The sequence below is a fragment of the Periweissella fabalis genome (genome assembly GCF_012396505.1).
Taxonomy (GTDB): domain Bacteria; phylum Bacillota; class Bacilli; order Lactobacillales; family Lactobacillaceae; genus Periweissella; species Periweissella fabalis.
The window spans coordinates 123,375-145,245 of sequence record NZ_JAAXPN010000003.1 but is presented as its reverse complement, the minus strand read 5'-3'; the positions used below and the strand labels follow the sequence as shown (position 1 = coordinate 145,245).

Below are 21,871 nucleotides of genomic sequence, written 5' to 3'. Positions count from 1 at the left end.
TAACAAGAATTTTAAGGAGAATATGTCCATGACAACTTTGACTGATATTGCTCGTGAAGCCCATGTATCAAAAATGACTGTTTCACGGGTTATCAATCACCCTGAACAGGTCTCTGCTGATGTGCGTGAACTAGTTGAAAAAGTGATTGATAGCCTTGGTTATACACCTAATCGCGCGGCCCTTGCGCTTACTCAAAGCCGCCATTATGTAATTCAATTTTTAATTTTAGAAGATATCGAAACTGTCGAACCATATTATGCTAAGTTACTAATCTACCTAGCTGAGGAATTACAACGGTTAGGTTATAGTTTAGAAATTGGGCATAACCGCCAAGTTGAAGTTAATCACGTCGATGGTTTAATTGTTGTGGGTGGCCGCCAAACTGACATTCCATTTTTGCAAACTCTTGGTAAACCCGTCGTTACTTATGGTTCCCTTGGCCCAGCAATTCCATTTGTCGATGTTGATAATTCACTTGGCACTTATATGGCGACAACTTATTTACTGGAACAAGGAATTGAAAATATTTATTACGTCGGGGTTAAACTGCCAGAATACTTTGCGCTAGCACGGTTAGTCGGTTATTTGGGGGCCATTAATAAATTCCAAACCCCACGACATGTCCACCAAATTTTAAATAACGAAAAACAAGCTTTCCAACTAATTCGCCATCTCGATATCAAACCCAATAGTGCCTTTGTCGCCGCCACTGATCGGATTGCAATGGGCTTATTAAATGGCCTGGCCCTTAACAAAATTAAAGTGCCCGAGACCGTTAGTGTAATTGGTTTTGACGGTATTTTTTTAAATCAAATTACTAGTCAACGTTTAACAACTGTCCAACAACCCCTCAAAGAAATCGCCCAAGCGCTAATTGACAGCCTGTTAGTGCAACTCGAAGGTCAGCCTGCTGAAAATCGATTATTACGTCCGCACTTGGTCTTTGGTGGCACTACAAGCGATCATCAGCCAAATTTAGTCCCTTTGGTGGAGACTTGATAATCCACTAAAATTTTATCCTATGCTAGACTAAAATAAACACTTAATTAAAGGAGTATCGTCAATGAAATATAAATTTGGAGCCTTCCTACTAGCAACTCTTGGCGCTGGTTATGCCTACACTAAATACCAAGCGCACAAAGAACACCAAAGTCAAAGCAGTTGGTTAATCAGTGATGCTATCAAGGTCCTCAAGCCATTCCCACCAATCAAGTCCGTGGCTGATTATCAAAAATTATATCAAGCGAGTGAACAACCCTACGTCGTACCCAAAAACGTTCAATTACAATTTGGCTTTAAAGCCCGCCCTGATAATGCCGATATCATCGAATTAAACGAATTCAATGAAGATAATCAACGCATTATTTTCTATGTTCATGGTGGTGCCTATTGGATGCAACCAATTTATTTCCACTACGCCATGCTTCATCACCTCGCCAAAAAACTTAACGCGCGGATTGTCATGCCAATTTATCCCAAAGCACCGGCGCACCACGCTCCTGAAGTGCATGCCATGATTCTAGATACGTACCAACAATTACTTGCTGAAGAAGGGGTCAAACCCGAAAATATTACCTTTATGGGGGATTCAGCTGGGGGTGGTTTCCAACTCGCCTTCATGCAAAAATTACGTGATCTTGATGTGAAGTTATTACCTAGTCGGGCGATTTTATTATCACCTTGGTTAGATGTTACAATGACTAATCCCGCAATTGATGCAATTCAACCGCTCGATCAGATGTTAAATACTGGTCAAGTTCGCTTCCAAGGTGAAAAATATGCCGGTCCTTTAGCACCAAGTGATCCCTTGGTTAGTCCCATCTATGGTGATTCAAGTAACTTACCACCAATTGATGTCTTTACTGGTACCCATGATATTTTATTTGCTGATGCCAAACGCTTTAAAGCCCTTGCCCTTGAACATGATTGGGATGTTAACACGCATATCTATCCTAAAATGCTCCATGTTTTCTCATCTTTACCAATCATTCCCGAAGCAAAAGAATCATTAGCTGAAATTGTTAACATAATTAAAGCTAACGATTAACTAAAAAGAACCCAAAGCCGCTGGCTTTGGGTTCTTTTTAGTTAATCAATCAATTTTGCTTGTTTCAATAACTCTTCAATAAATGTTCCTTCAATTTTACGGCGGCCAATCCGCTTCGCAAAGCGTGGTACCGGAATATCAAGTTCATCAATTGTCTTGCCATCACTAAGCACATAAATTGATTTTAAAAGTTCGCGAATATCATAAACTGATGCAAAGACTTCTGGGACGCCACGTTCAACATCTAGTAATTGGTAAACGGCTTCCATGGCTGTCCGGACTGAATATTCAGTCGTAAAGACCGTATCACGTTCTGTTTCCGCAAAGTTACCAATAAAGGCTAAGTTTTTTGAACCATTTGGGATTACCAATGGGCGATCACCTGGTTCACGTTTCATAAAGTATGACGTAATAAATGGCATGTACGTTGGTACGACATTACATGAATTAGCGGCAAATTCTTTAATTCGGTGGGCGGGTACCCCTAAGTGATAGAACAATTCTTGGGCAATTTCTTCACCAGTACAATCAACAATTTTCTTATTAACGTAATTACCGGGTTCATCAGAAAGTAATGCGTAGACCCACATAATTGTTTCATTGGGATTTTGTTGCTTAAAGTGGGGTTGGCGGTGCACACAGAAACTCATTAACCAATTTGAATCGCGGACAGTGACAATTCCCCCGGTCACAATTTTACCTGAATGGGTGTCGCGATTAGTTAAGCGTTCCAAGTACGGAATGACATCTTCATTTTTAAGGGTTACTGTCGCTGAAATATACCAACTTTGGGCTGGTAAATTAGTACTAAATACATCTGGTTTCCCAAACTCTGGTGATTGTTGAGCTAAGTTTTGCCATAATTGCCAACTGGCCCCCATATCAGGATTAGGAATGGCTGGTTGGTGGTGACTACCATGCGTCGTACTTTCAGTAATCGAACCATTGGTTACAAATACTAAATCATCAGGCGTTAACTCGAAAGTTTTTTCAGTCCCTGCTTGGACTAAGAAAATGCGTTTAGCAACTTTTTCGTCACCATTAATTTCAACTTCGACATTCTTGACGATGGTATCGTATTGGAAATCAACCCCATGATTTTCAAGATATTTAATCAATGGTAATACGAGTGATTCATATTGATTGTAACGCGTGAATTTCAAGGCGGTAAAATCAGGCAAGCCCTTCACGTGGTGGATAAAGCGCATCACATACCGACGCATTTCTTGGGCTGAATGCCACCGTTCAAACGCAAACATTGAGCACCAGTAATACCAGAAATTAGATGCAAAAAACTCATCTGAGAAAAAGTCTTCGATACTTTGACCAATCAAGGCATCTTCTGGTGTCATCACCAATTTGATAATTTCAGCGGTGGCTTTACCTAATGTAAATTCACCATCATCTGGGACTTCTTGACCTTTTTTGTAAATTAACCGGCAATTTGATGAATTCGGATCATCTTTATCAAGCCAATAAAATTCATCTAAAACGGAAGCATCCGCAACTTCAAGTGATGGAATTGAGTGGTATAAATCCCATAAACATTCGAAGTGGTTTTCCATTTCGCGACCGCCACGAATGATAAAAACCCTATCTGGATTTAAAGCCCCATCAAGTGAGCCCCCCGGAATTGCTAATTCTTCAAAAACATGAATCCGGTCACCTGCCATATGGCCATCACGAATTAAGAATGCGGCCGCCGCTAACCCTGCCAAGCCACCCCCAACAATATACGCTGATTTTTGATCAACACCGACTGGCTTTCGTGGTCGTGCAAATGCTTCATAGTTACCATTTGAATAGTACATATAAATTCCCCCTCGGTTTGCTTACCTTAAAATAAGTTCATGTTTCAATGTTAGTCTAGCAATTTCCTTCCTAAATTACCAAAAATAAGACCCCGCCGATTTTCGACGAGGTCTTATTAATTATTTAGCCATTTTACCATGTTGCGTATTTTCAGTAATATGGTGGATTTCTTGTTCAATTTCTTTAGTAACTTTACTTGGATTATAGTAAATCTTGTATAGAACGGCACATACTAATGGTAAAATACCGGCTACTAAGTACATTTCTTGGAATGAAATGAAGTTTTTCAATTCACCTAAAATGTAAGGCCCAATCCCAATCCCGAGGTCAAGGCCGATAAAGTAAGTTGAAAGACCTAGACCGATTTTGTGGGATTCCGTTCGTAATGTTTTTAAGACCACTGCTTGTCCATTTGACATAAAGGTTCCGTACCCTAAACCAACTAGGACCCCCGAACCAAGTAATTGCCAACCAACCGTGGTAAAGCTAAGAGCAAACAACCCCAGTGTCAAGAAAATATAGCTAGGATACATCACACTATCTTCGCCAAAGCGATCAAACATCTTCCCAGACATTGGTCGTGTCAAGGTAACTGCACCAGCATAAACTAGGAAGAAGAATGAACTGATTTGGACTAAATGAATCACTTCAGCGTATGATGCCAAGAATGAAAGGACACTTGAGTACGCTAGCCCCATCAACAAACCGATGAATGAAATAAATAACACTTTGCGTTCCATGAACGTGTTGAGTTTACAACTCTTCATCGTTGCTAAGTGTTCGGCATTAACTTCGATTTCTTTAACCGGTAAGATAAAACTACCGAGTGTTGAAAGGACGATTAAGATAATTGATATAATGATAATTGTGTAGAAATTAGTGTATGTGAGTAGTAAAAGACCAATCAATGGTCCAAAGGCAGCGGCTAAACTCGTACTTAAACCGTAGTAGTTAATCCCTTCACCCCTTTTTGAAAAGGGAATGTATTCCGTAACAATCGCATTAGTCGCCGTTGAAACCATCCCATAACAGAACCCGTTTAACAAGCGAATTGCAAATAAAATAGCTAAATTAGGCATGTATAGGTAAGCAGCGGTCGTAATTAGGTAGGCAATTCCTCCATAACGCAGAATATTCTTCCGACCAATTATTTCCAACTTTTTACCGATAATCAGGCGGGCAAATAACGTCCCAATAATATAAATTCCTGAAGCAAGCCCGGCTTCCGCAAGACTTGCATGTAATTGCTTTTGGGCAATCACAGCGATAATAACAATCAACAAGTAGTAAACTAAGTAAACCGCAAAGTTGATAACCGTGACACTAATAAAATTCTTATTAAATAAATGCTCTTCCTCTTCCATAGTGATCCTCTCTAATAAATAGGCATGGTTTAAAATAACTTTGCTTTTAATGATTATCAAACATTAAACATTACTTTAAACCATTTGATATTATTGACTATATTATCGAATAAATGTTATAGTCAAGCATTAAAGGGCTTATAAAATAATTTTATATGTAGGCTCTAAATCCTTGCTATATATGGAGTTGAAAAATGTATCTGCATGATTTTGAATATTTTAATCAATTAATTTTACAAAAAAGTTTTTCGAAAGTGGCAGAACACTTCAATGTAAGTCAACCTACCATCAGCAGTGCGATTAAACGACTCGAAAAAGAATTAGACACAACACTCGTCATTCGTGATCGTTCACATAACGAATTGATTGTTACCCCAAGTGGGCAACAATTTGCACAGCATGTAGCCACTATTTTAAATGAGTGGCGTGTTAGTAAAGCCGAAATTGAGCGTCTTAATCATGAACAACTTTTTTTTGGTATTCCACCTATTATTCAAAATAGCTACTTCGCTAAAATTGCACATGCCTTACAACAACGACATATGTTAGCTGATATTACACTTGTTGAAGCTGAATCGAGTGTGTTAAGACACCGCTTATTGGCCGGTGAAATTGATTTAGCACTATTAGGAACTATTACTACTGATAATGATCCTGAAATATCACGTACTGAACTTGGGCGTAGTCCCTTTCGGATTTTTCTTTCCAAAGATCACCCATTGGCACAAAAAAAGACTGGGATTTATTTTGCCGAATTAAAAAAAGAAAATTTTATTATCTTTGCCTCTAGCTTTGCACATACTGAAGCTATAAGAATTATGGCACATCAAAATCACTTTACCCCAAAAATAATCTTTCAGTCACATGATGTTAACTTTCTAATGAATATGGTTGCTGAAAATGTTGCTATTACTTTACTCAGTGAAGTTGCTACTCCTAACCGTGATGATATCGTTAGCATCCCAATTCTTGATATTGAACAGCCAATCTTCATCACTAGTCTGGTACATCGAACAAATCATATGCTTACTCCAACTCAGCAGGCTTTATTATCAGTTATTGATACGCTCTACCATAAATAAAAATTGACCAACAAAATAAAAGGAACTAGGCCTTATTTTTCAGCTGCAATTACTGCTAAAAAATAAGGCCTAGTTCCTTTTTGTTCTATTTATTTTGTTGTTGAATGGCTTTGCGAATTACCCGACTCAATTTTGGTACTATAACTACAAATAATATCGCAACTATCACCACAAACCCTGCTCTAAGTGGCGTTGGGTGGGTTATAAAAGCCCCAATACTTACGAATAATAATGCTAATAAAGCCATTTAGTCCTTCTTTCTGTTTATCCTTTAATATCAACAATCGGTGGTACATACGTATCCATAAATTGGTAAATTTCATTTAGTGAATCCGAAAATAATAATTTATCAAAATCTGTCTGAGTTAAAAACTCATGACTAACCATTTTTTGAAACATGGCCCGCAAATCGTCATAGTAACCATTGACGTTATAAAAAGCACATGGCTTTAAATTATCACCAATACGCATCCATGAAAATGCATCAACTATTTCCTCTAAAGTTCCAGGCCCACCTGGTAATGCCAAGCAACCATCACCCAATCTTAACATTTCTAATTTACGTTCAGAAATATCTGGTACAATTCTGACATCCTCTAGACGTTCTAAAATTGTGCCCATATCAGCTAGATTTTGGGGGACAATCCCAATAACACTACCTCCTAAATCAAGCACTTGGTTAGCCAATACACCCATTAAACCATACTTACCGCCACCATACACTAATCCAAGATTTTGGTCAACCATCCAGCGGCCTAATTCAACCGTTACTTGTTGATACACCGCTTGATTGCCAAAAGATGCGCCACAGTATACTGCAATTCGTTTCATCTTTGTGTCTTCCTTAATATTAATGTTTTAAAAATTCATGAACAACTTTATTATATGTTATAGGTACTTCTAATTGTGGTAAATGGCCGGCCCCTGGAAAAATGTGATATTGTGCTAACCCAGGAAGAGCTAATTTGGTACATACCTGGGCATGACTAGCATCCCACAATGGTGATGCACCACCAGCTAAATACAATTGGGGGACTGTTAATGAAGCAATCAAATCACGCCAATCCTGGGTTAAATGGTTACGTAATAATATTTGATTACCTTCAAAGTCAAATGGATGACTCTCGTGTTCTGCCCGGAGATTATCCTTTACAGCTTCAGCAATTGGTAGTTGGGCCATTTTAGTTTGCATAACCGTTGCAGCCGCAAGTGCCACATTCTCCCAATTAAGATTTAAGACACCATATTGCCAATCTCTTGAATTCATTGGATATGGTGATTCATCAGTCGTAACGATACATCTAATTTTAGATGTGCTGTGTAACATACAATATGACCAAATAACCGCCGCGCCCATTGAATGTCCAATTAAGGACACATTATTTAGTTGTAGATAATCCATTAGTTCTGCTAAATCTTGTCCTAATCGAGCAATTTTTAAATTAAGTTCTCGATGCGTTGAATGCCCATGGTTTCGCGCATCAAAAGTTATTACTCGATATCCTTGCTTAATAAAAAATGGTACTTGCTGTTGCCATTCTTCTTTAATACCAGAATAACCAGCTAGAAAAACTAATACTGGCCCATGACCTTGATCAGTATACGCAATTTTTATTTGATCGCTTGTCGTGAATTCCATCTCGCCCTCCAGTATACTTATTTTTATTTGATCGCTTGTCGTGAATTCCATCTCGCCCTCCAGTATACTTATTTTTATTTGATCGCTTGTCGTGAATTCCATCTCGCCCTCCAGTATACTTATTTTTATTTCCTATTATAGCTAAAAAAGTCCGTGAAAGTAATCAACGGACTTTTTTAATATCAATATTCTAACCTTTTAATTAATAACTGATTTCTTACTTTCAATAGTTTTAGATTTAGTTATCATCGCCCGAACTCCATAAATCGCACTTACTAGTACTAAGTATAATACCCCAACGATTACTGAAATACGTGTTTCTTGATTAATAAACATAAATATAACAACTACTGATAAAATAACTAAAGAAAAATAGTTTGATATCGGAAAGAATGGCATCTTAAATGGATGCTTTTCAAGTTGATTTGTATGATCACGTCGAAATTTTAAATTACTAATTAAAATAACAAACCATGGTACCATTCCTGGTAAAACACTTGAACTATAAACAATTACAAAAATATTTGATGAACTAGCAATTGGTAATTCATTTAATAACATCCCAATCAACATTCCAACTGATAAAACAATTACCGGTACATATGGTACTTGGAATCGTGATAGCTTGGTAAATGCTGGTGAAGCATCATGATTATTACCTAATGTGTAAAGCATCCGACTAGCACTAAACATTCCAGAATTGCAACCTGACATCGCAGCAGTTAACATTACAAAGTTAATTAAACCCGCTGCAATTGTGATTCCCACTTTAGTAAATGTTTGAACAAATGGTGAACCAATTGAATTCAACTCATCCCATGGATAAATTGTTACAATCACAAAAATAGCACCAACATAAAAGATTAATACCCGACCAACAATCGTGCGAATTGACTTAACAATTGCAGCTTGAGGATTTTTAGCTTCACCAGCTGTTAAGCCAATCAATTCAATACCTTGATATGCTCCCATAACTAATGATAGTGCAAATAAGAAACCTTTAATTCCACCTGTAAAAAATCCCCCATGGCTCCATAAATTACTAAAACCAACTGGTTCCCCATGATTACCAATTCCAAACAAAATAACACCTAACCCCAGAACAATCATCATTAGAATAGTTGCAACCTTAATAAACGCAAACCAAAATTCCATCTCGCCAAATGCGCGAACTGAAAATAAATTAGCCCCTGCCAATGTTAATACGACAATTATTCCTGCTATCCATGATGGAAAGTTAGGCCACCAGTAATGTAAATAAGTTCCAACTGCTATTACTTCACTAATTCCCACAACTAACCATTGAAAAACATTACTCCAGGTGGTTAAAAAGCCCGCAAAAGGATGGATGTATTTACTTGCATAATTAACAAAAGACCCTGTCGTAGGATCAACATATAGCATTTCTCCTAACGCGCGCATAACAAAATATAAAATAATCCCGGCAAATGCATATGCCAGTAGTGCCGATGGACCAGTCCACTTTATAGTTGAACCAGCTCCCATAAATAAACCAACCCCAATTGTTCCTCCCAATGCAATCATTTGCATATGTCGTGATGATAATTCACGTTTTAAATTCTTATCTGCCATATTCCGTTCCTCTCTTTTTTGGGCAAAAAAAAAGCGCCCCTAGATATAATTAATCTAGGGGCGCTTTTCGCACGGTTCCACCCAAGTTCAGTAGTCCAAAAACACTACGTTTAGTATAAAGTCCTACAACTCTTATTGGGATAACGACCAATAACCTCGCTAGTATTTTCCAATCAACATGTACTCAACTAGGCTCGTAGGGAGATTTCAAATAGCTAGTACCAATCACTCTCATCAACGTGATCTTTCTGGAGATACCGACTAAATTACTTAAACCTACTCAACGCTTTATTTATTAACCAAGAGTATACAAGGTAAATCAAAATTAGTAAACCCTAAAGATTATAAATCAATTAACTTTTTAATGTATTTCTAGTTTTTACTCTCTAAAATACTATTTGCTGTAGCTTTATTATTCCTCTTAACTACTTCTTTAAGCCAAAAAACAACTGTTAATACGGCTAACACAACAATTCCAACAATTACTGATATTCGGGTTTCAGGATTAACTAACATAAATCCTAAAATAATAATTAACGCTATCAAAGCAAAATAATTAGTAATTGGGAAAAATGGCATTTTAAATGGATGTTGCTTCATCAAGTCAGGATTAGCACGGCGGAACTTTAAATCACTAAGTAAAATCACAAACCATGGTACCATCCCTGGTAAAACACTTGAACTATAAACCACAACAAAGACATTTGTATTTGAATGCAGAAACATTGGTGCTAGTTCATTTAAGACTAAACCAATTAACATCCCTAATGCCATTACAATAACTGCAATGTAAGGTACATTAAAGCGTGACACTTTGGTAAACTTTTTTGATATTTCATTGTCCATCCCTAAGGTATATAACATTCGACTTGAACTAAAAATACCTGAGTTACATCCTGACATCGCAGCTGTTAGCATAACGAAATTAATTAACCCAGCTGCAAATGTAATCCCAACCTTTGTAAAAGTTTGGACAAATGGTGATCCTAATGCACTTAATTGATTCCAAGGGTAAATCGTTACAATTACAAAAATTGCCCCGATGTAAAAAATCAAAATTCGAAAGACAATTGAGTGAATTGATTTAACTACTGCAGTTTTAGGATCTTTAGCTTCACCAGCTGTTAAACCAATAATTTCAATTCCTTGATATGAAGCCACAATGATTGATAATGCAAAAAAGAATCCTTTAAAACCACCTGTAAAAAATCCTCCATGGCTCCATAAATTACTGAAACCAATAGGTTGCCAATGATTACCAAATCCTAATAAGATTACTAATAAACCTAAAATAATCATTGCAATAATTGTAAAAACTTTAATCGAAGCAAACCAAAATTCCATCTCACCAAAAGCTTTAACTGAAATTAAATTAGCCGCAGCTAAACTAATAATTACTACAATACCAGCCGTCCAAGTTGGAAAATTAGGCCACCAATAATGTAAGTAAGCTCCTACTGCGATTACCTCACTGATACTAACAACTAACCATTGAAAAATATTACTCCAAGCTGTTAAATAGCCAGCCAATGGGTGAATATATTCATTAGCATAATTTACAAATGACCCTGTCGTTGGGTTAACATATAACATTTCACCTAAGGCGCGCATAACTAAGTATAAAATCAGGCCAGCAAATGCATAAGCTAAAAGGACTGATGGACCAGTCCACTTAATGGTGGCAGCGGCACCCATAAATAATCCTACTCCGATCGTGCCACCTAGCGCAATCATTTGCATATGTCGTGATGCTAGTTCACGTTTTAAATGTTTTTCTGCCATGATATTGAACCCTCCTCTTCTTCAAATACTCAACTTATCAAAAACCATTAATAAAAAAAACACCCCTGGATATAATTCCAGGGGTGCAATTAGCACGGTACCACCCAAATTTAACAGATAGGCAAAAAAGCCCAATTAGCCTATCGATAACTTTAACTATTAGTATAACGGCTAATAACCCCGACAGCGCTTTTTGTTACCATAATCCTGCTGTTACTCATAGGTAGTGTTCACAATGAGGCAATCGATCAATTTCCATTAGCATGATCTTTCTGGTGACTTTCCCAAAGTTACTCGTCCTAATCAACGTGTTTTTGATAAAGGAGAGTATACTAGTTATTAAGAGATTAGTAAACCAAAAAAATTAATTTTTTTTAATATATCTTTCTAAGTGCTATTAATATAAGTTTTAAAATAAAATAATTTATTTAAACTAATTTATGATTTTAACCAAACGGAGGAATGACATATGCCACAAACTTCTGGTCGAATGAGTCCGTCAGAAATTAAAGCTCAGTTAAAAAATACCGATACTACTATGCTACAAATGTTTAATTTTGTCTTTAATAGTGTTTTAAAGCGCAAAAACCTTTTATTTTTGAATATTGGCTTACTTATTATAATTGCCGGACTTAATTTTATTATTCCACAATTCACTAAGAATATTATCGATCATGCTTTAGCCTTACATCAAGTAAACACGTTATGGTTTAACATATTAGGCCTATTAGCAACAACTATTATCTTAGGACTATTGTCATTTACTTCAAGTTACATGATGCAAATTTTATCTCAACAATCAATTAAAGAGCTTCGTCTTAAAACATACAGTCAGATTTTGCAACAAGATTATGCTTTTTTTCAAAATTCAAAAACTGGCGATTTGATGGTTCGTCTTACTAGTGACATCAATAATTTACAAGCATTGATTTCTAGTGATAGCTTGGGCTTAGTTGGAAATACATTTACTTTTATCGTTGTCCTTATTTTTTTATATCTTCAAAACTGGCAGTTAGCTCTTTTAGTCAGCTTGACATTCCCAATTTTATTTATTACAATTCGATTCTTCCGTAGTCGAATTCGTGAAGCTTACAGTAAAGTACGGTCAATGAATTCACAAATCTCCAATCAGTTACAAGCAACTTTAACTGAAATTGAATTGATTAAAAGTTATACTACTGAGGAAACTGAAACCAAAGTTTTCGCAGATATTGTTGATAAAACAAATGACTATACTCTTGAAGCAACTAAGTGGCAAGCTATCTTTCAACCGTTATTATTGTTAATTAATACTAGTGGAACAGCAATTGTTTTAGCTTTTGGGGGCTATCTAGTCATTAAAGGTCAAATGACAATAGGGGATTTAGTCGCTTATCTTAGTTATGTAACCTTACTTCAAAATCCAATTAATTCATTTTCACGCTTGATTAATATTTTTCAAACTGCTCAGGTTTCTTACGATCGAATTCATGATGTAATGAATATTGATGCAGCAGTTATTGAACCAAGTAACCCAACCGAATTTCCTGAACCGTTAACAACTGGTATTACATTTAATAATGTTAGTTTCCAATATGAACTTAAAACAGCTGATGCACTAGAACATATTAATTGTCAGATCCCCGCTGGTAAAACAACCGCATTAGTTGGGCGCTCAGGTGCTGGCAAGTCAACTTTAATCCGGCTATTAATGCGCCTATATGACGTTACTGATGGCACAATCTCTTTTGACAAGCAATCAATCACTTCTATTGCAACACACGATCTTCGCCGTCATATTTCACTAGTTAGTCAAGATGTAATCATCGTCGACGGAACAATCGGCGATAATATTGCCTATGGAACACCTAAAGCTACATCTGAAATGTTATGGCATGCTGCCAAGCAAGCTGACATAGCTGAATTTATTACTGGTTTACCCGCTGGCATGGATACCGCCGTTGGTGAGCGTGGTATTAAATTATCTGGCGGTCAAAAGCAACGACTTAGTATTGCTCGGGCATTATTAAAAAATGCTCCGATTGTTATTTTAGATGAGGCTACTGCAGCGTTGGACAATGAATCTGAAAAAACAATTCAACATGCTTTGGACAATCTTATGGTTGCTAAAACATCAATTGTTATCGCTCATCGCTTAAGTACTGTTCATAATGCTGATCAAATTCTCGTTATGGATCATGGTCAGATTGTCGAACGTGGAAATCATGCTAGTTTATTAGCACAAGCAGATGGCGTTTATCGGAAATTATATGATGCCCAATTTGAATAAGTAAATATGTTTAATAAGTATATTTAAAGTGAATTTTACTAAAAATACGTCCATCAACTACTCCAAAAGGCTGGTAGTTGATGGGCGTATTTTAGCTTATAATAATGATTTAATCTATAAGACTTGCTTGCATAACTTTGGTATTTGCTACTTGCTGATGCCAAATCTCAAAACTTGCTGCCCCTTGCCCAACTAACATAGGTAAGCCCCCTAGTGTTTGATGATTTGTTGACTTAGCAAATGTTAAAAATTGCGTTTGTTGATGCTTGTATACCAAATCAATTACTAGTGCTTCTCTGTTTAATATCTCAAACTCATTTAACGGTAAAATACTCACGTTATCACGTAAGCCGACACTAGTCGCATTGATTAATATATCAATTTCTGCTAACTGATTATGTAAACTTGCTAATGGTTGCAATTCAATATTAAATAACTCTTTTAAATCTGCGTAATGCACATTAAACTCGGGACTTTCTCGATTAAAAATCCTTAGATTTACTCCAACTGGAGCGGCATCAATTAACGATTTAGCAGCACCACCAGCACCGATTAAAGCTACATTGGTACCTGGTTTAAGTAATGGTAAACTTTGCCAAAAACCGATCCCATCTGTTGAATAACCAATTAATTTTCCTGCTACATTTTTTACAGTATTAACTGCTTGAATATTAGCAGCTGATACATCGAGTTCGTCTAAAAATGGAATAATTGCTTGTTTAAACGGCGTCGTAACATTAAACCCCGCTACATTGCTAGCACGTAACCGGGTTATAATGTCTGCTAACATTTCCCCTGGTTCATTTAATAACGTATAAGTTGCGGCAATATTTGCATTTTTTAATGCTGCCGTTTGCATTTGTGGTGATTTTGAATGGCCGATTGGATCACCAATTAAACCATATTTATCCATGCATTTGCTCCTCATCAATTTTACTAATAATTTTCGCTACAATTTCCTGGGGTGTTAAACCATTAGTATTGACAGTTAAATCGGCCACTTCTTGATAATGGGTTTGTCGCATTTGCCATAATTCGTGTAACCCCTGATCAGTTAACTCGGTCATTAATGGGCGTTGCTCGCTATCTCCTTTTAACCTAGCCATATTAATATCAAAATTACTTGCTAGATATATAACATAGTAATTGCTACGTTGTATTAATATTTGGCTTGTTGCTAATGTTAAGACCCCTCCACCACTACTAATAATAGCTTGTGGTTGTTCAAGTTGCATTTTTAAAATTCGTTGTTCAACATCACGAAACCGTGCTTCGGAAAATTGACGCATAAACTCCCCTGGTGTCAAATTGGTTACCTTAGTGAATTCCACATCTAAATCAATAAAGGGCTCATTTAAAGTATTGGCTAACAATTGACCAGCAGTCGTCTTACCAACCCCCATAAAGCCAACTAATATAATTTGCATTATTACTCCCATATTTATTTCATAAAATGTTCTAAATCTTCAAAAAATGTTGGGTAAGAGATTCCTACACTATCAGGATCAGCCAAATTAACTTCACCATCAGTAATTAATGCTGCAATTCCTAACATCATCGCAATTCGGTGATCACCATGTCCATTGACAATTGTTGGTCTTTTAACAACTAATTTAGTTGGTCCATTAATAATAAAACCATCTTTGGTTGCCGTTATATCTGCACCTAATTTTAGTAGTTCATTTGTTACTGTAGTAATACGATTAGTTTCTTTAACTGCTAACTCTTGTGCTCCACTAATAATTGTTTTGCCATTGGCTTGGGTTGCTGCTAATGCAATAATCGGTAATTCATCAATCATTGATGGCACTTCATTACTACCGATATTTATCGCTTTTAATTTCTTTTGATACCTAATTATTATATTAGCCATTGGCTCTGCAGCTACTAATTTTTCAAGTTTGAATTTAGCTCCCATTTGATGTATGGCTTTTAGAATACCAGCCCTAGTTTTATTTATATTAACTTTTTCTAGTTTTATAACACTTTTAGGTACAATCATTCCTGATATTAACCAAAAAGCAGCTGCTGATATATCTGCGGGCACCTCAAGCTCAGTAATATGTATTATTTGCCCACCAGGAATCCTGAATGTATCGCCCTCTCTTTTAACAGTAATTCCAAAATCAGGTAACATTTGCTCAGTATGATCACGGGTTCCAAAACTATCTGTAATTGTCGTTGTCACGCCCGCAACTAATCCAGCTAATAAGACTGCATTCTTTACTTGAGCTGAACCAAGCGGTAAGACAAAATTAATTGGTTGATGTTGAATACCGCGGACAATTTTTAATGGTAAATGGCCATCGATACTTTGAATTTCTGCTCCTAAAGCCGTTAACGGATTAATAACACGTTGCATTGGCCGCATTGATAGACTAGAATCACCAACTATTGTCACTGGTAAATTTAAGCCCGCAAAAACACCTACTAACAAACGCGTTGAAGTACCAGAATTTCCCATATCTAATACTAAATTTTCAGGCCGCTTAAAATTGTCCATCCCCGGGCTATCAACATAAATCGTGCCATAGCTGTCAACATTAAAATCAACGCCTAAAGGTCGTAATGCATTCATTGTACTAGTAATATCAGCTGACATAAGTGGATTTTTAATTATGGTTTGACCTTTTGCTAGAGCCCCCAAAATTAAGGCCCGATGTGTAATACTTTTATCACTAGGACCACGAAGTTCACCAATTAAGCCATCGTTAGCTTTTCTCAATCTTTGCATCAATTCCCCTTCTATAATAGTAAATTCTAAAAATTTTTAATTTCTTCACGATAAACTGATAACTGTTCCTTTAGACGATTGAAATTATCACAATCAAACTTATCTAAAATTGCCTTAGCTAATTCAATTGCTACCATATGTTCAGCAATAACCGCCGCGGCTGTGACAGCTGTCGTATCAGAACGCTCAATACTCGCTTTATGCTCGATATGCGTATCTATATCAACTGAACGCATTGGGCGATATAAAGTTGGAATTGGTTTAACTACTCCACGAACAATAATCATTTCACCAGTGGTCATCCCACCTTCAAAGCCGCCCATATTATCGGTGGCCCGATAAAATCCTTGCTCCTCACTCCATAAAATTTCATCCATTACTTGACTGCCAAATAACTGAGCATGGTCAAACGCTTCCCCAAAATCAACCGCTTTAAAAGCATTGATGCCCACAATGGCACGAGCAATTTTTGCATCTAATTTAGTATCAGCACTAACGTAAGAACCTAGCCCAGCTGGCACACCCGTTGCTAATACTTGAACCATCCCACCAACTGTATCTCGATTACGCTTAGTTTCATCAATCAAAGTTTGTATCTTAGCATCAGTTTCTGCATCTAACGCCCGAGTCGCAAAACTTTCAGTTACTTGGCGTACTTCGTCTAGTGATTCGTATTGCGTTAAAACTTGAGCATCCCCTTTAACAGGACCCACACTTAAAACAAACCCATGAACATCAATCCCTAATTCTCGTAATAATTTTTTAGCAACCGCTCCAACAGCTACTCGCATCACAGTTTCACGAGCTGATGAGCGTTCTAAAACATTTCGCAAGTCATCTTGATGTCGATATTTCATACCACCAATTAAATCAGCATGCCCAGGACGCGGCCGCAAAACTTTACGCAAAGTATTTTCCAAAGTAGCCGGTTCATCAGGGGCCATAATGGCGGTCCAATTATTATGATCATCATTATGCACATTCAACGTAATTGGTGAACCCAATGTCATTTGGTGGCGAATTCCAGACATAAAGGTCACAGTATCAAATTCAATCAATTGGCGTCCTCCACGACCGTAAGCATGTTGTCGGCGCGCTAGTTCCAGATTGATATCCTCGCTAGTAATATGCAAGCCTGCTGGAATACCTTCAATAATCGCAATTTCTTCAGGGCCATGACTTTCCCCTGCCGTTATATATCGCATACTTTTCTCCTTTATACTTGTCTCTTTGGTTACTAATTATAGCAAATTGCAAAAGTTATTTGGCAGTCGACTAGTTAGATATTAGTAATAATTATTATTACTGATATCACTATCTTGCAAGCAGCGTGCTACGCCTCTAGCTAGCCAAAACGTGCTCTGCAGGTCAGTCATCTAGGCGTATACAAAAAAATTCCCTGGTACGTTGCACCAAGGAATTTTTTCTAGTACGCTACGATGTCTAAACGACCCGCAGAGCACTCTTTATTTTACAACTTACCATGCTTCTTCTCAGCAATTTCAAACATAATCCAAGCCATCAATCCAAAGACGATTGGGCCCGCTAATGTCCAAAGACCACTGAAGTAGTCATGTTGTTGGAATGGTTGAATAATTGTTAAACCAATTGAAATCACAATCAAAGCATCGGTAATGATTGTCACAATCCAAGTTGAAGTCTTTGATTTATAGAAAATAAATGGACGTTCAATATCCTTTAATTTCTTGAAGAATGGGAAAGCTAATACCAAGAATACATATGGAAGTGATGATGCCACGTTACCCATATTCGTTAACACCAAGTAAAGTTGTGAAGCATTCTTACCACCAAATGAGATTAACAAAACAAGTACCGCCACAATAATTGCTTGTGCCCAAACGGCTGTCGCTGGCACACCGTGCTTGTTTAATTCCGTAATTTTCTTAGGCCATACTTTGGCAGGTGTTCCTAAGATAAATGACTTTAAAGGTGCAAAAGTCAAAACAAAGAATGAACCCATATAAGCTAAGAACATTGAAATCCCGGCAAAACGAGCAAATAAATTCCCCATCGTTACCATACCACCGTGAGATAAACCAAAGACACTACCAAATTGATAACCTAAGTTGTTCATCAAGACATACACAATGTTACCTAAGTTAGCAGCTTTATCATGACTTAAGTCAGTCCAGTTAGTCGTTGCACCCCATAAAAGAATTGAAAGTGCGTAACCAATTCCGATAATAGCTGTGGCAAAGATAGTCGCCTTAGGATAGTTCTTTTCAGCATGATCAACATCATCAATGATTCCACCCATTTGTTCCAAACCAGCATAAGCGAAGATGGCATAAAGAGCAAAAGCAATCATTTCAGGAACCGTATTGAATCCAGGTGCTGTTGAAACAATAAATGATTTAGCATGAATTGGTTCAGCAAAATGGCCACCATGTGCAAATACAACTACCAATGAAATTACTAGTAAGATTACATTTAATGCCATTACAGCTGTTCCACCAATTGTTGAAATCCGTGAAATTGATTTAACTCCATTAGTAACAAAAAATGCTACTACTAAAACAAATAATACTGCTAAAATACCAATTGTTTTACTACTGCCTAGTCCAAAAAGTGACCAAGAACCAGTTGTATCATGGCCTGAAATCAAGGTAGCTAATGGAATCCATACTTTTTGTGAAATGGTAATCATCCAGATAATCCAAGACGCTAATCCAATAAAAGTAACGATAAATGAAATTTTCTTACCTAATGCACGTTCCATCCAAGAGTAGATACCACCCTTGGCTTCTTTCAATGCTGAACCATATTCAGCATACATCATTGAAGTTGGTAAGAAGAATAAAATAGCACCCAAGATATACCAAATAATTGAAGCATATCCCATTTGTTCAAATGCAATTGGACCATTGGCAAAACCAAAGATCGTTGTAAACATCATTAACACAAGGGCACCTAAACCAATACGTTTTTTGTCCATATGCTTATTTACTCCTTAAAAGACATATATATAATTATCAAAAACAATATGATAATATTACTCTTTTTTCTAACTAACCGTAAACATAAACTATCAAATGGCCGGTGATGACAGGCATTTATATCAAAAATTTAATCATTGTTAACATTTAATGTTAGTTACATTGGTATTTTCTAATGAAATAACGAAATTCACAATAAACAACGATTTATGGTAAAATGAAAACTGCAATCATAAAATATTTTAGTTTTAGGGAGAATTAACATGCGCAAATATTTCGCAGAATTTATGGGTACATTTATGCTCGTCTTTATTGGTACGAGTGTCGTTACAATTGGTAACACTACTGCTACGCCAGTTGGACCATTAGGAATTGGGATGGCCTTTGGTTTAGTAATTACTATCATGGCTATTACCGTTGGTGGTATTTCAGGTGGCCACTTTAACCCCGCTGTTACTTTAGCAATGGTTATTAACCGTCGTCTTGATATGCGTGAAGGCTTATTCTACGTTGTCTCACAATTTATCGGTGGTATTGTTGGTGCCGGTGTCGTTTCATTATTAGTTCGTGCCATGCACTTACCAGTTCACTTGCTTGGTCAAACTGATTTCCCAAAAATTACAAGTATCGATGCTTTCTTTGTTGAAACGTTAGCAACTTTCATTTTTGTCTTCGTTATCGTAACGGTTACTAGCCAACGTTTTGGTAACCCACAATTGGCACCATTTGCCATTGGTCTTACCCTTGCCATTCTTATCATGGCAACCCTTAACTTAACTGGTGCTTCATTGAACCCAGCCCGTAGTTTTGGACCTGCTATCTTAGCCGGTGGTTCAGCTTTATCACACTACTGGGTATACTTTGTTGCGCCATTACTTGGTGGTGCAATTGCCTCATTTGTTGGTATTTTAATGGGTGCCGAAAAATAATTTTAAAAAGGCTGAATTTTTCAGTCTTTTTTTGTGGAAGCGTGACAGAAGTCGGGCAATATCAAGAAATACACTAAATAACCGTCTTGAAGAATTTTCTTCGCGGCGGTTATTTTTGTATTTTGGAATATATCGGACTGTTGGAATGTGTTTTGATAGAGTGTGGCAGTAATCGGCAGCTTTAAAAATAAAATTTCGCTAACAACTAAGAATTATTATTGCTATTTGCAAATGATTATGTAAAAATATACCGAATATCATTTTGATACGAAAAAATAACTAATGCCCGTGAGCATTCATTTTGGAGGATAGTATTTTGCATAATCAAACACCAAACCACACGTTAACAACTAACCAGAAATGGACAATTGCTTCAACCTCAGCCGGGTTCGCGTTAGAAAACATGGATGTCATGTTCCTATCGTTTGCCTTATCATCAATCATTGCGAGCTTACACATTAGTGGCGCGCAGGCTGGGTTAATTGCAACTGTTACCAATCTCGGAATGTTAGCGGGTGGTATTTTATTTGGTCTTATCGGAGATCGCTTTGGTCGCGTTAAAACCTTTACGTATACTGTCTTCATCTTCGCCTTTGCAACGGCGGCTATGTACTTCGCTGATAACATTCAACTCGTCTACTTATTCCGCTTTATTGCCGGAATCGGAGCCGGTGGTGAATACGGGGTTGGGATTACTTTAATTGCTGAAAGTTTTGCCCACCACAAGATTGGTAAAATGACTTCAATTGCGGCCATTGGTGGTCAAATTGGGGCGGTCCTTGCTGCGATTGCCGCCGCCTTCATTATTCCAGCATTTGGTTGGAATGCCTTGTTCTTAGTTGGTTTAGTACCCGTAATCTTAACTTACTTTATCCGTCGCAACTTACATGAAAGTGATGACTTTGTAGCGACCCATGCTAAGATTGCTAATCACACTGCTAAACAACCTGTTAGCATCGCTAGTTTATTCAACACCCCTGGAGTTGCTTTACAAACAGTTGGTTTAATGATTATGGTTGTGGTCCAAATTGCAGGGTACTTTGGTTTAATGAACTGGTTACCAACCATTATGCAACACAAACTACACTTAACTGTTGCTGGTTCATCAGTTTGGATGATTGCCACAATTGTTGGGATGAGTATTGGGATGTTAGTCTTTGGTAACATCTTAGACTTCTTTGGTCCGCGGCGGGCCTTTGGAATTTTCTTAATCGGTTCAGCCATTGCGGTCTTTGCCATTACGTTAGCTAATAACGAACCAACGATGTTAATTGCGGGAGCTATTCTTGGTTTCTTCTCAAACGGTATGTTTGGTGGTTACGGTGCGGTCATCAGCCGCCTTTACCCAACTGAAATTCGCGCGACTGCTAACAACGTGATTGTTAATACTGGGCGCGCAATTGGTGGTTTCTCATCATTAGCAATCGGAATCTTGATGGATCACTACACATTGCCAGTTGTCATGGGCTGTCTTTCAGCAATGTACATCATCAGCTTTGTCGTAATGCTTTCAATTCCGGGCTTACGTAAATTAAGCGCCCACCACGAAGTTGCCCCTAAAGCAACCACAGTTGAAGCAAACTAATTAAAAAACGAGAGCGTGCCAGAAGTCTTTTCTAGTAGTAATTTGCTGCTAGAACGTGCTCCAAAAGGTATTTGAAA

Annotated in this window: 18 protein-coding genes; 6 read left to right on the top strand and 12 right to left on the bottom strand. The window is 37.3% G+C overall.

The annotated features are described in order from the left end of the window. Positions 1-28: 28 nt before the first annotated feature. Entirely contained in the window at positions 29-1,000 is a 972-nt protein-coding gene (locus HF964_RS04675) for a LacI family DNA-binding transcriptional regulator (protein ID WP_168721897.1), read from the top strand. A 64-nt stretch (positions 1,001-1,064) separates the two neighbouring features. After that, on the top strand, positions 1,065-2,048 hold the full coding sequence (locus tag HF964_RS04670) for an alpha/beta hydrolase fold domain-containing protein (RefSeq protein WP_168721896.1): 984 nt from the start codon (positions 1,065-1,067) through the stop codon (positions 2,046-2,048). A 41-nt stretch (positions 2,049-2,089) separates the two neighbouring features. Here HF964_RS04670 and HF964_RS04665 read toward each other — a convergent pair whose 3' ends face one another. Together HF964_RS04665 and HF964_RS04660 are read right to left on the bottom strand one after the other, a co-directional pair. Further along, positions 2,090-3,859, bottom strand: a complete 1,770-nt coding sequence (locus HF964_RS04665) for an oleate hydratase (RefSeq protein WP_168721895.1) — start codon at positions 3,857-3,859, stop codon at positions 2,090-2,092. 120 nt (positions 3,860-3,979) lie between these two features. Further along, positions 3,980-5,230, bottom strand: coding sequence for an MFS transporter (locus HF964_RS04660; protein WP_420850125.1), 1,251 nt, complete (start codon positions 5,228-5,230; stop codon positions 3,980-3,982). Positions 5,231-5,418: 188 nt separating this feature from the next. On the opposite strand from HF964_RS04660, the gene HF964_RS04655 reads away from it, so the two are divergent. Continuing rightward, entirely contained in the window at positions 5,419-6,306 is an 888-nt protein-coding gene (locus tag HF964_RS04655) for a LysR family transcriptional regulator (RefSeq protein ID WP_168721893.1), read from the top strand. A gap of 85 nt (positions 6,307-6,391) precedes the next feature. Here the strand turns inward: HF964_RS04655 and HF964_RS04650 are convergent, their stop codons facing one another. The 5 genes from HF964_RS04650 to HF964_RS04630 form a co-directional block, all read right to left on the bottom strand. Further along, positions 6,392-6,553: a hypothetical protein gene (locus tag HF964_RS04650; RefSeq protein ID WP_168721892.1), complete on the bottom strand. Its 162-nt coding sequence runs from the start codon at positions 6,551-6,553 to the stop codon at positions 6,392-6,394. A 17-nt stretch (positions 6,554-6,570) separates the two neighbouring features. Continuing rightward, the gene (locus HF964_RS04645; protein ID WP_168721891.1) at positions 6,571-7,137 is read right to left on the bottom strand and encodes an LOG family protein; all 567 of its coding nucleotides are present in this window, start codon (positions 7,135-7,137) and stop codon (positions 6,571-6,573) included. 19 nt (positions 7,138-7,156) lie between these two features. Further along, on the bottom strand, positions 7,157-7,945 hold the full coding sequence (locus HF964_RS04640; RefSeq protein ID WP_168721890.1) for an alpha/beta fold hydrolase: 789 nt from the start codon (positions 7,943-7,945) through the stop codon (positions 7,157-7,159). A 198-nt stretch (positions 7,946-8,143) separates the two neighbouring features. Beyond that, positions 8,144-9,538: an amino acid permease gene (locus HF964_RS04635; RefSeq protein WP_168721889.1), complete on the bottom strand. Its 1,395-nt coding sequence runs from the start codon at positions 9,536-9,538 to the stop codon at positions 8,144-8,146. A gap of 372 nt (positions 9,539-9,910) precedes the next feature. Then, complete coding sequence (locus HF964_RS04630; protein WP_168721888.1) at positions 9,911-11,320, bottom strand: amino acid permease; 1,410 nt, start codon at positions 11,318-11,320, stop codon at positions 9,911-9,913. Positions 11,321-11,789: 469 nt separating this feature from the next. Here HF964_RS04630 and HF964_RS04625 point away from each other — a divergent pair, with 469 nt between their 5' ends. Further along, positions 11,790-13,589 carry an ABC transporter ATP-binding protein gene (locus tag HF964_RS04625; RefSeq protein ID WP_168721887.1) on the top strand — a complete coding sequence of 600 codons (1,800 nt, stop codon included), beginning with the start codon at positions 11,790-11,792 and terminating at the stop codon, positions 13,587-13,589. Between the two features lie 109 nt (positions 13,590-13,698). Here HF964_RS04625 and aroE read toward each other — a convergent pair whose 3' ends face one another. From aroE to yjeM, 5 genes are all read right to left on the bottom strand, one after another. Further along, a complete protein-coding gene (gene aroE, locus HF964_RS04620; protein WP_168721886.1) occupies positions 13,699-14,502 on the bottom strand; it encodes a shikimate dehydrogenase in 804 nt (267 codons plus the stop codon). Next, entirely contained in the window at positions 14,495-15,016 is a 522-nt protein-coding gene (locus HF964_RS04615) for a shikimate kinase (RefSeq protein ID WP_168721885.1), read from the bottom strand. Before HF964_RS04615 ends, aroE begins: the two co-directional genes overlap by 8 nt. Positions 15,017-15,030: 14 nt before the next feature. Next, entirely contained in the window at positions 15,031-16,323 is a 1,293-nt protein-coding gene (gene aroA, locus HF964_RS04610; protein ID WP_168721884.1) for a 3-phosphoshikimate 1-carboxyvinyltransferase, read from the bottom strand. Between the two features lie 26 nt (positions 16,324-16,349). After that, entirely contained in the window at positions 16,350-17,528 is a 1,179-nt protein-coding gene (aroC, locus tag HF964_RS04605; protein ID WP_168721883.1) for a chorismate synthase, read from the bottom strand. A gap of 266 nt (positions 17,529-17,794) precedes the next feature. Then, entirely contained in the window at positions 17,795-19,279 is a 1,485-nt protein-coding gene (gene yjeM / locus HF964_RS04600) for a glutamate/gamma-aminobutyrate family transporter YjeM (protein WP_168721882.1), read from the bottom strand. Positions 19,280-19,543: 264 nt separating this feature from the next. Between yjeM and HF964_RS04595 the strand changes: the two genes are divergently transcribed. Beyond that, positions 19,544-20,209 carry an MIP/aquaporin family protein gene (locus HF964_RS04595; protein ID WP_168721881.1) on the top strand — a complete coding sequence of 222 codons (666 nt, stop codon included), beginning with the start codon at positions 19,544-19,546 and terminating at the stop codon, positions 20,207-20,209. 316 nt (positions 20,210-20,525) lie between these two features. Next, on the top strand, positions 20,526-21,794 hold the full coding sequence (locus tag HF964_RS04590; protein ID WP_246220245.1) for an MFS transporter: 1,269 nt from the start codon (positions 20,526-20,528) through the stop codon (positions 21,792-21,794). The last annotated feature ends 77 nt before the right edge of the window (positions 21,795-21,871 follow it).

What these genes read in the sequence shown, in the direction of transcription:
- HF964_RS04650 (WP_168721892.1), bottom strand. Translation starts at nt 6,553, where the DNA reads ATGGCTTTATTAGCATTATTATTCGTAAGTATTGGGGCTTTTATAACC.
- HF964_RS04615 (WP_168721885.1), bottom strand. Translation starts at nt 15,016, where the DNA reads ATGCAAATTATATTAGTTGGCTTTATGGGGGTTGGTAAGACGACTGCT.
- aroC (WP_168721883.1), bottom strand. Translation starts at nt 17,528, where the DNA reads ATGCGATATATAACGGCAGGGGAAAGTCATGGCCCTGAAGAAATTGCG.
- HF964_RS04635 (WP_168721889.1), bottom strand. Translation starts at nt 9,538, where the DNA reads ATGGCAGATAAGAATTTAAAACGTGAATTATCATCACGACATATGCAA.
- HF964_RS04655 (WP_168721893.1), top strand. Translation starts at nt 5,419, where the DNA reads ATGTATCTGCATGATTTTGAATATTTTAATCAATTAATTTTACAAAAA.
- aroA (WP_168721884.1), bottom strand. Translation starts at nt 16,323, where the DNA reads ATGCAAAGATTGAGAAAAGCTAACGATGGCTTAATTGGTGAACTTCGT.
- aroE (WP_168721886.1), bottom strand. Translation starts at nt 14,502, where the DNA reads ATGGATAAATATGGTTTAATTGGTGATCCAATCGGCCATTCAAAATCA.
- HF964_RS04670 (WP_168721896.1), top strand. Translation starts at nt 1,065, where the DNA reads ATGAAATATAAATTTGGAGCCTTCCTACTAGCAACTCTTGGCGCTGGT.
- HF964_RS04595 (WP_168721881.1), top strand. Translation starts at nt 19,544, where the DNA reads ATGCGCAAATATTTCGCAGAATTTATGGGTACATTTATGCTCGTCTTT.
- HF964_RS04630 (WP_168721888.1), bottom strand. Translation starts at nt 11,320, where the DNA reads ATGGCAGAAAAACATTTAAAACGTGAACTAGCATCACGACATATGCAA.
- HF964_RS04645 (WP_168721891.1), bottom strand. Translation starts at nt 7,137, where the DNA reads ATGAAACGAATTGCAGTATACTGTGGCGCATCTTTTGGCAATCAAGCG.
- HF964_RS04675 (WP_168721897.1), top strand. Translation starts at nt 29, where the DNA reads ATGACAACTTTGACTGATATTGCTCGTGAAGCCCATGTATCAAAAATG.
- HF964_RS04625 (WP_168721887.1), top strand. Translation starts at nt 11,790, where the DNA reads ATGCCACAAACTTCTGGTCGAATGAGTCCGTCAGAAATTAAAGCTCAG.
- yjeM (WP_168721882.1), bottom strand. Translation starts at nt 19,279, where the DNA reads ATGGACAAAAAACGTATTGGTTTAGGTGCCCTTGTGTTAATGATGTTT.
- HF964_RS04640 (WP_168721890.1), bottom strand. Translation starts at nt 7,945, where the DNA reads ATGGAATTCACGACAAGCGATCAAATAAAAATTGCGTATACTGATCAA.
- HF964_RS04665 (WP_168721895.1), bottom strand. Translation starts at nt 3,859, where the DNA reads ATGTACTATTCAAATGGTAACTATGAAGCATTTGCACGACCACGAAAG.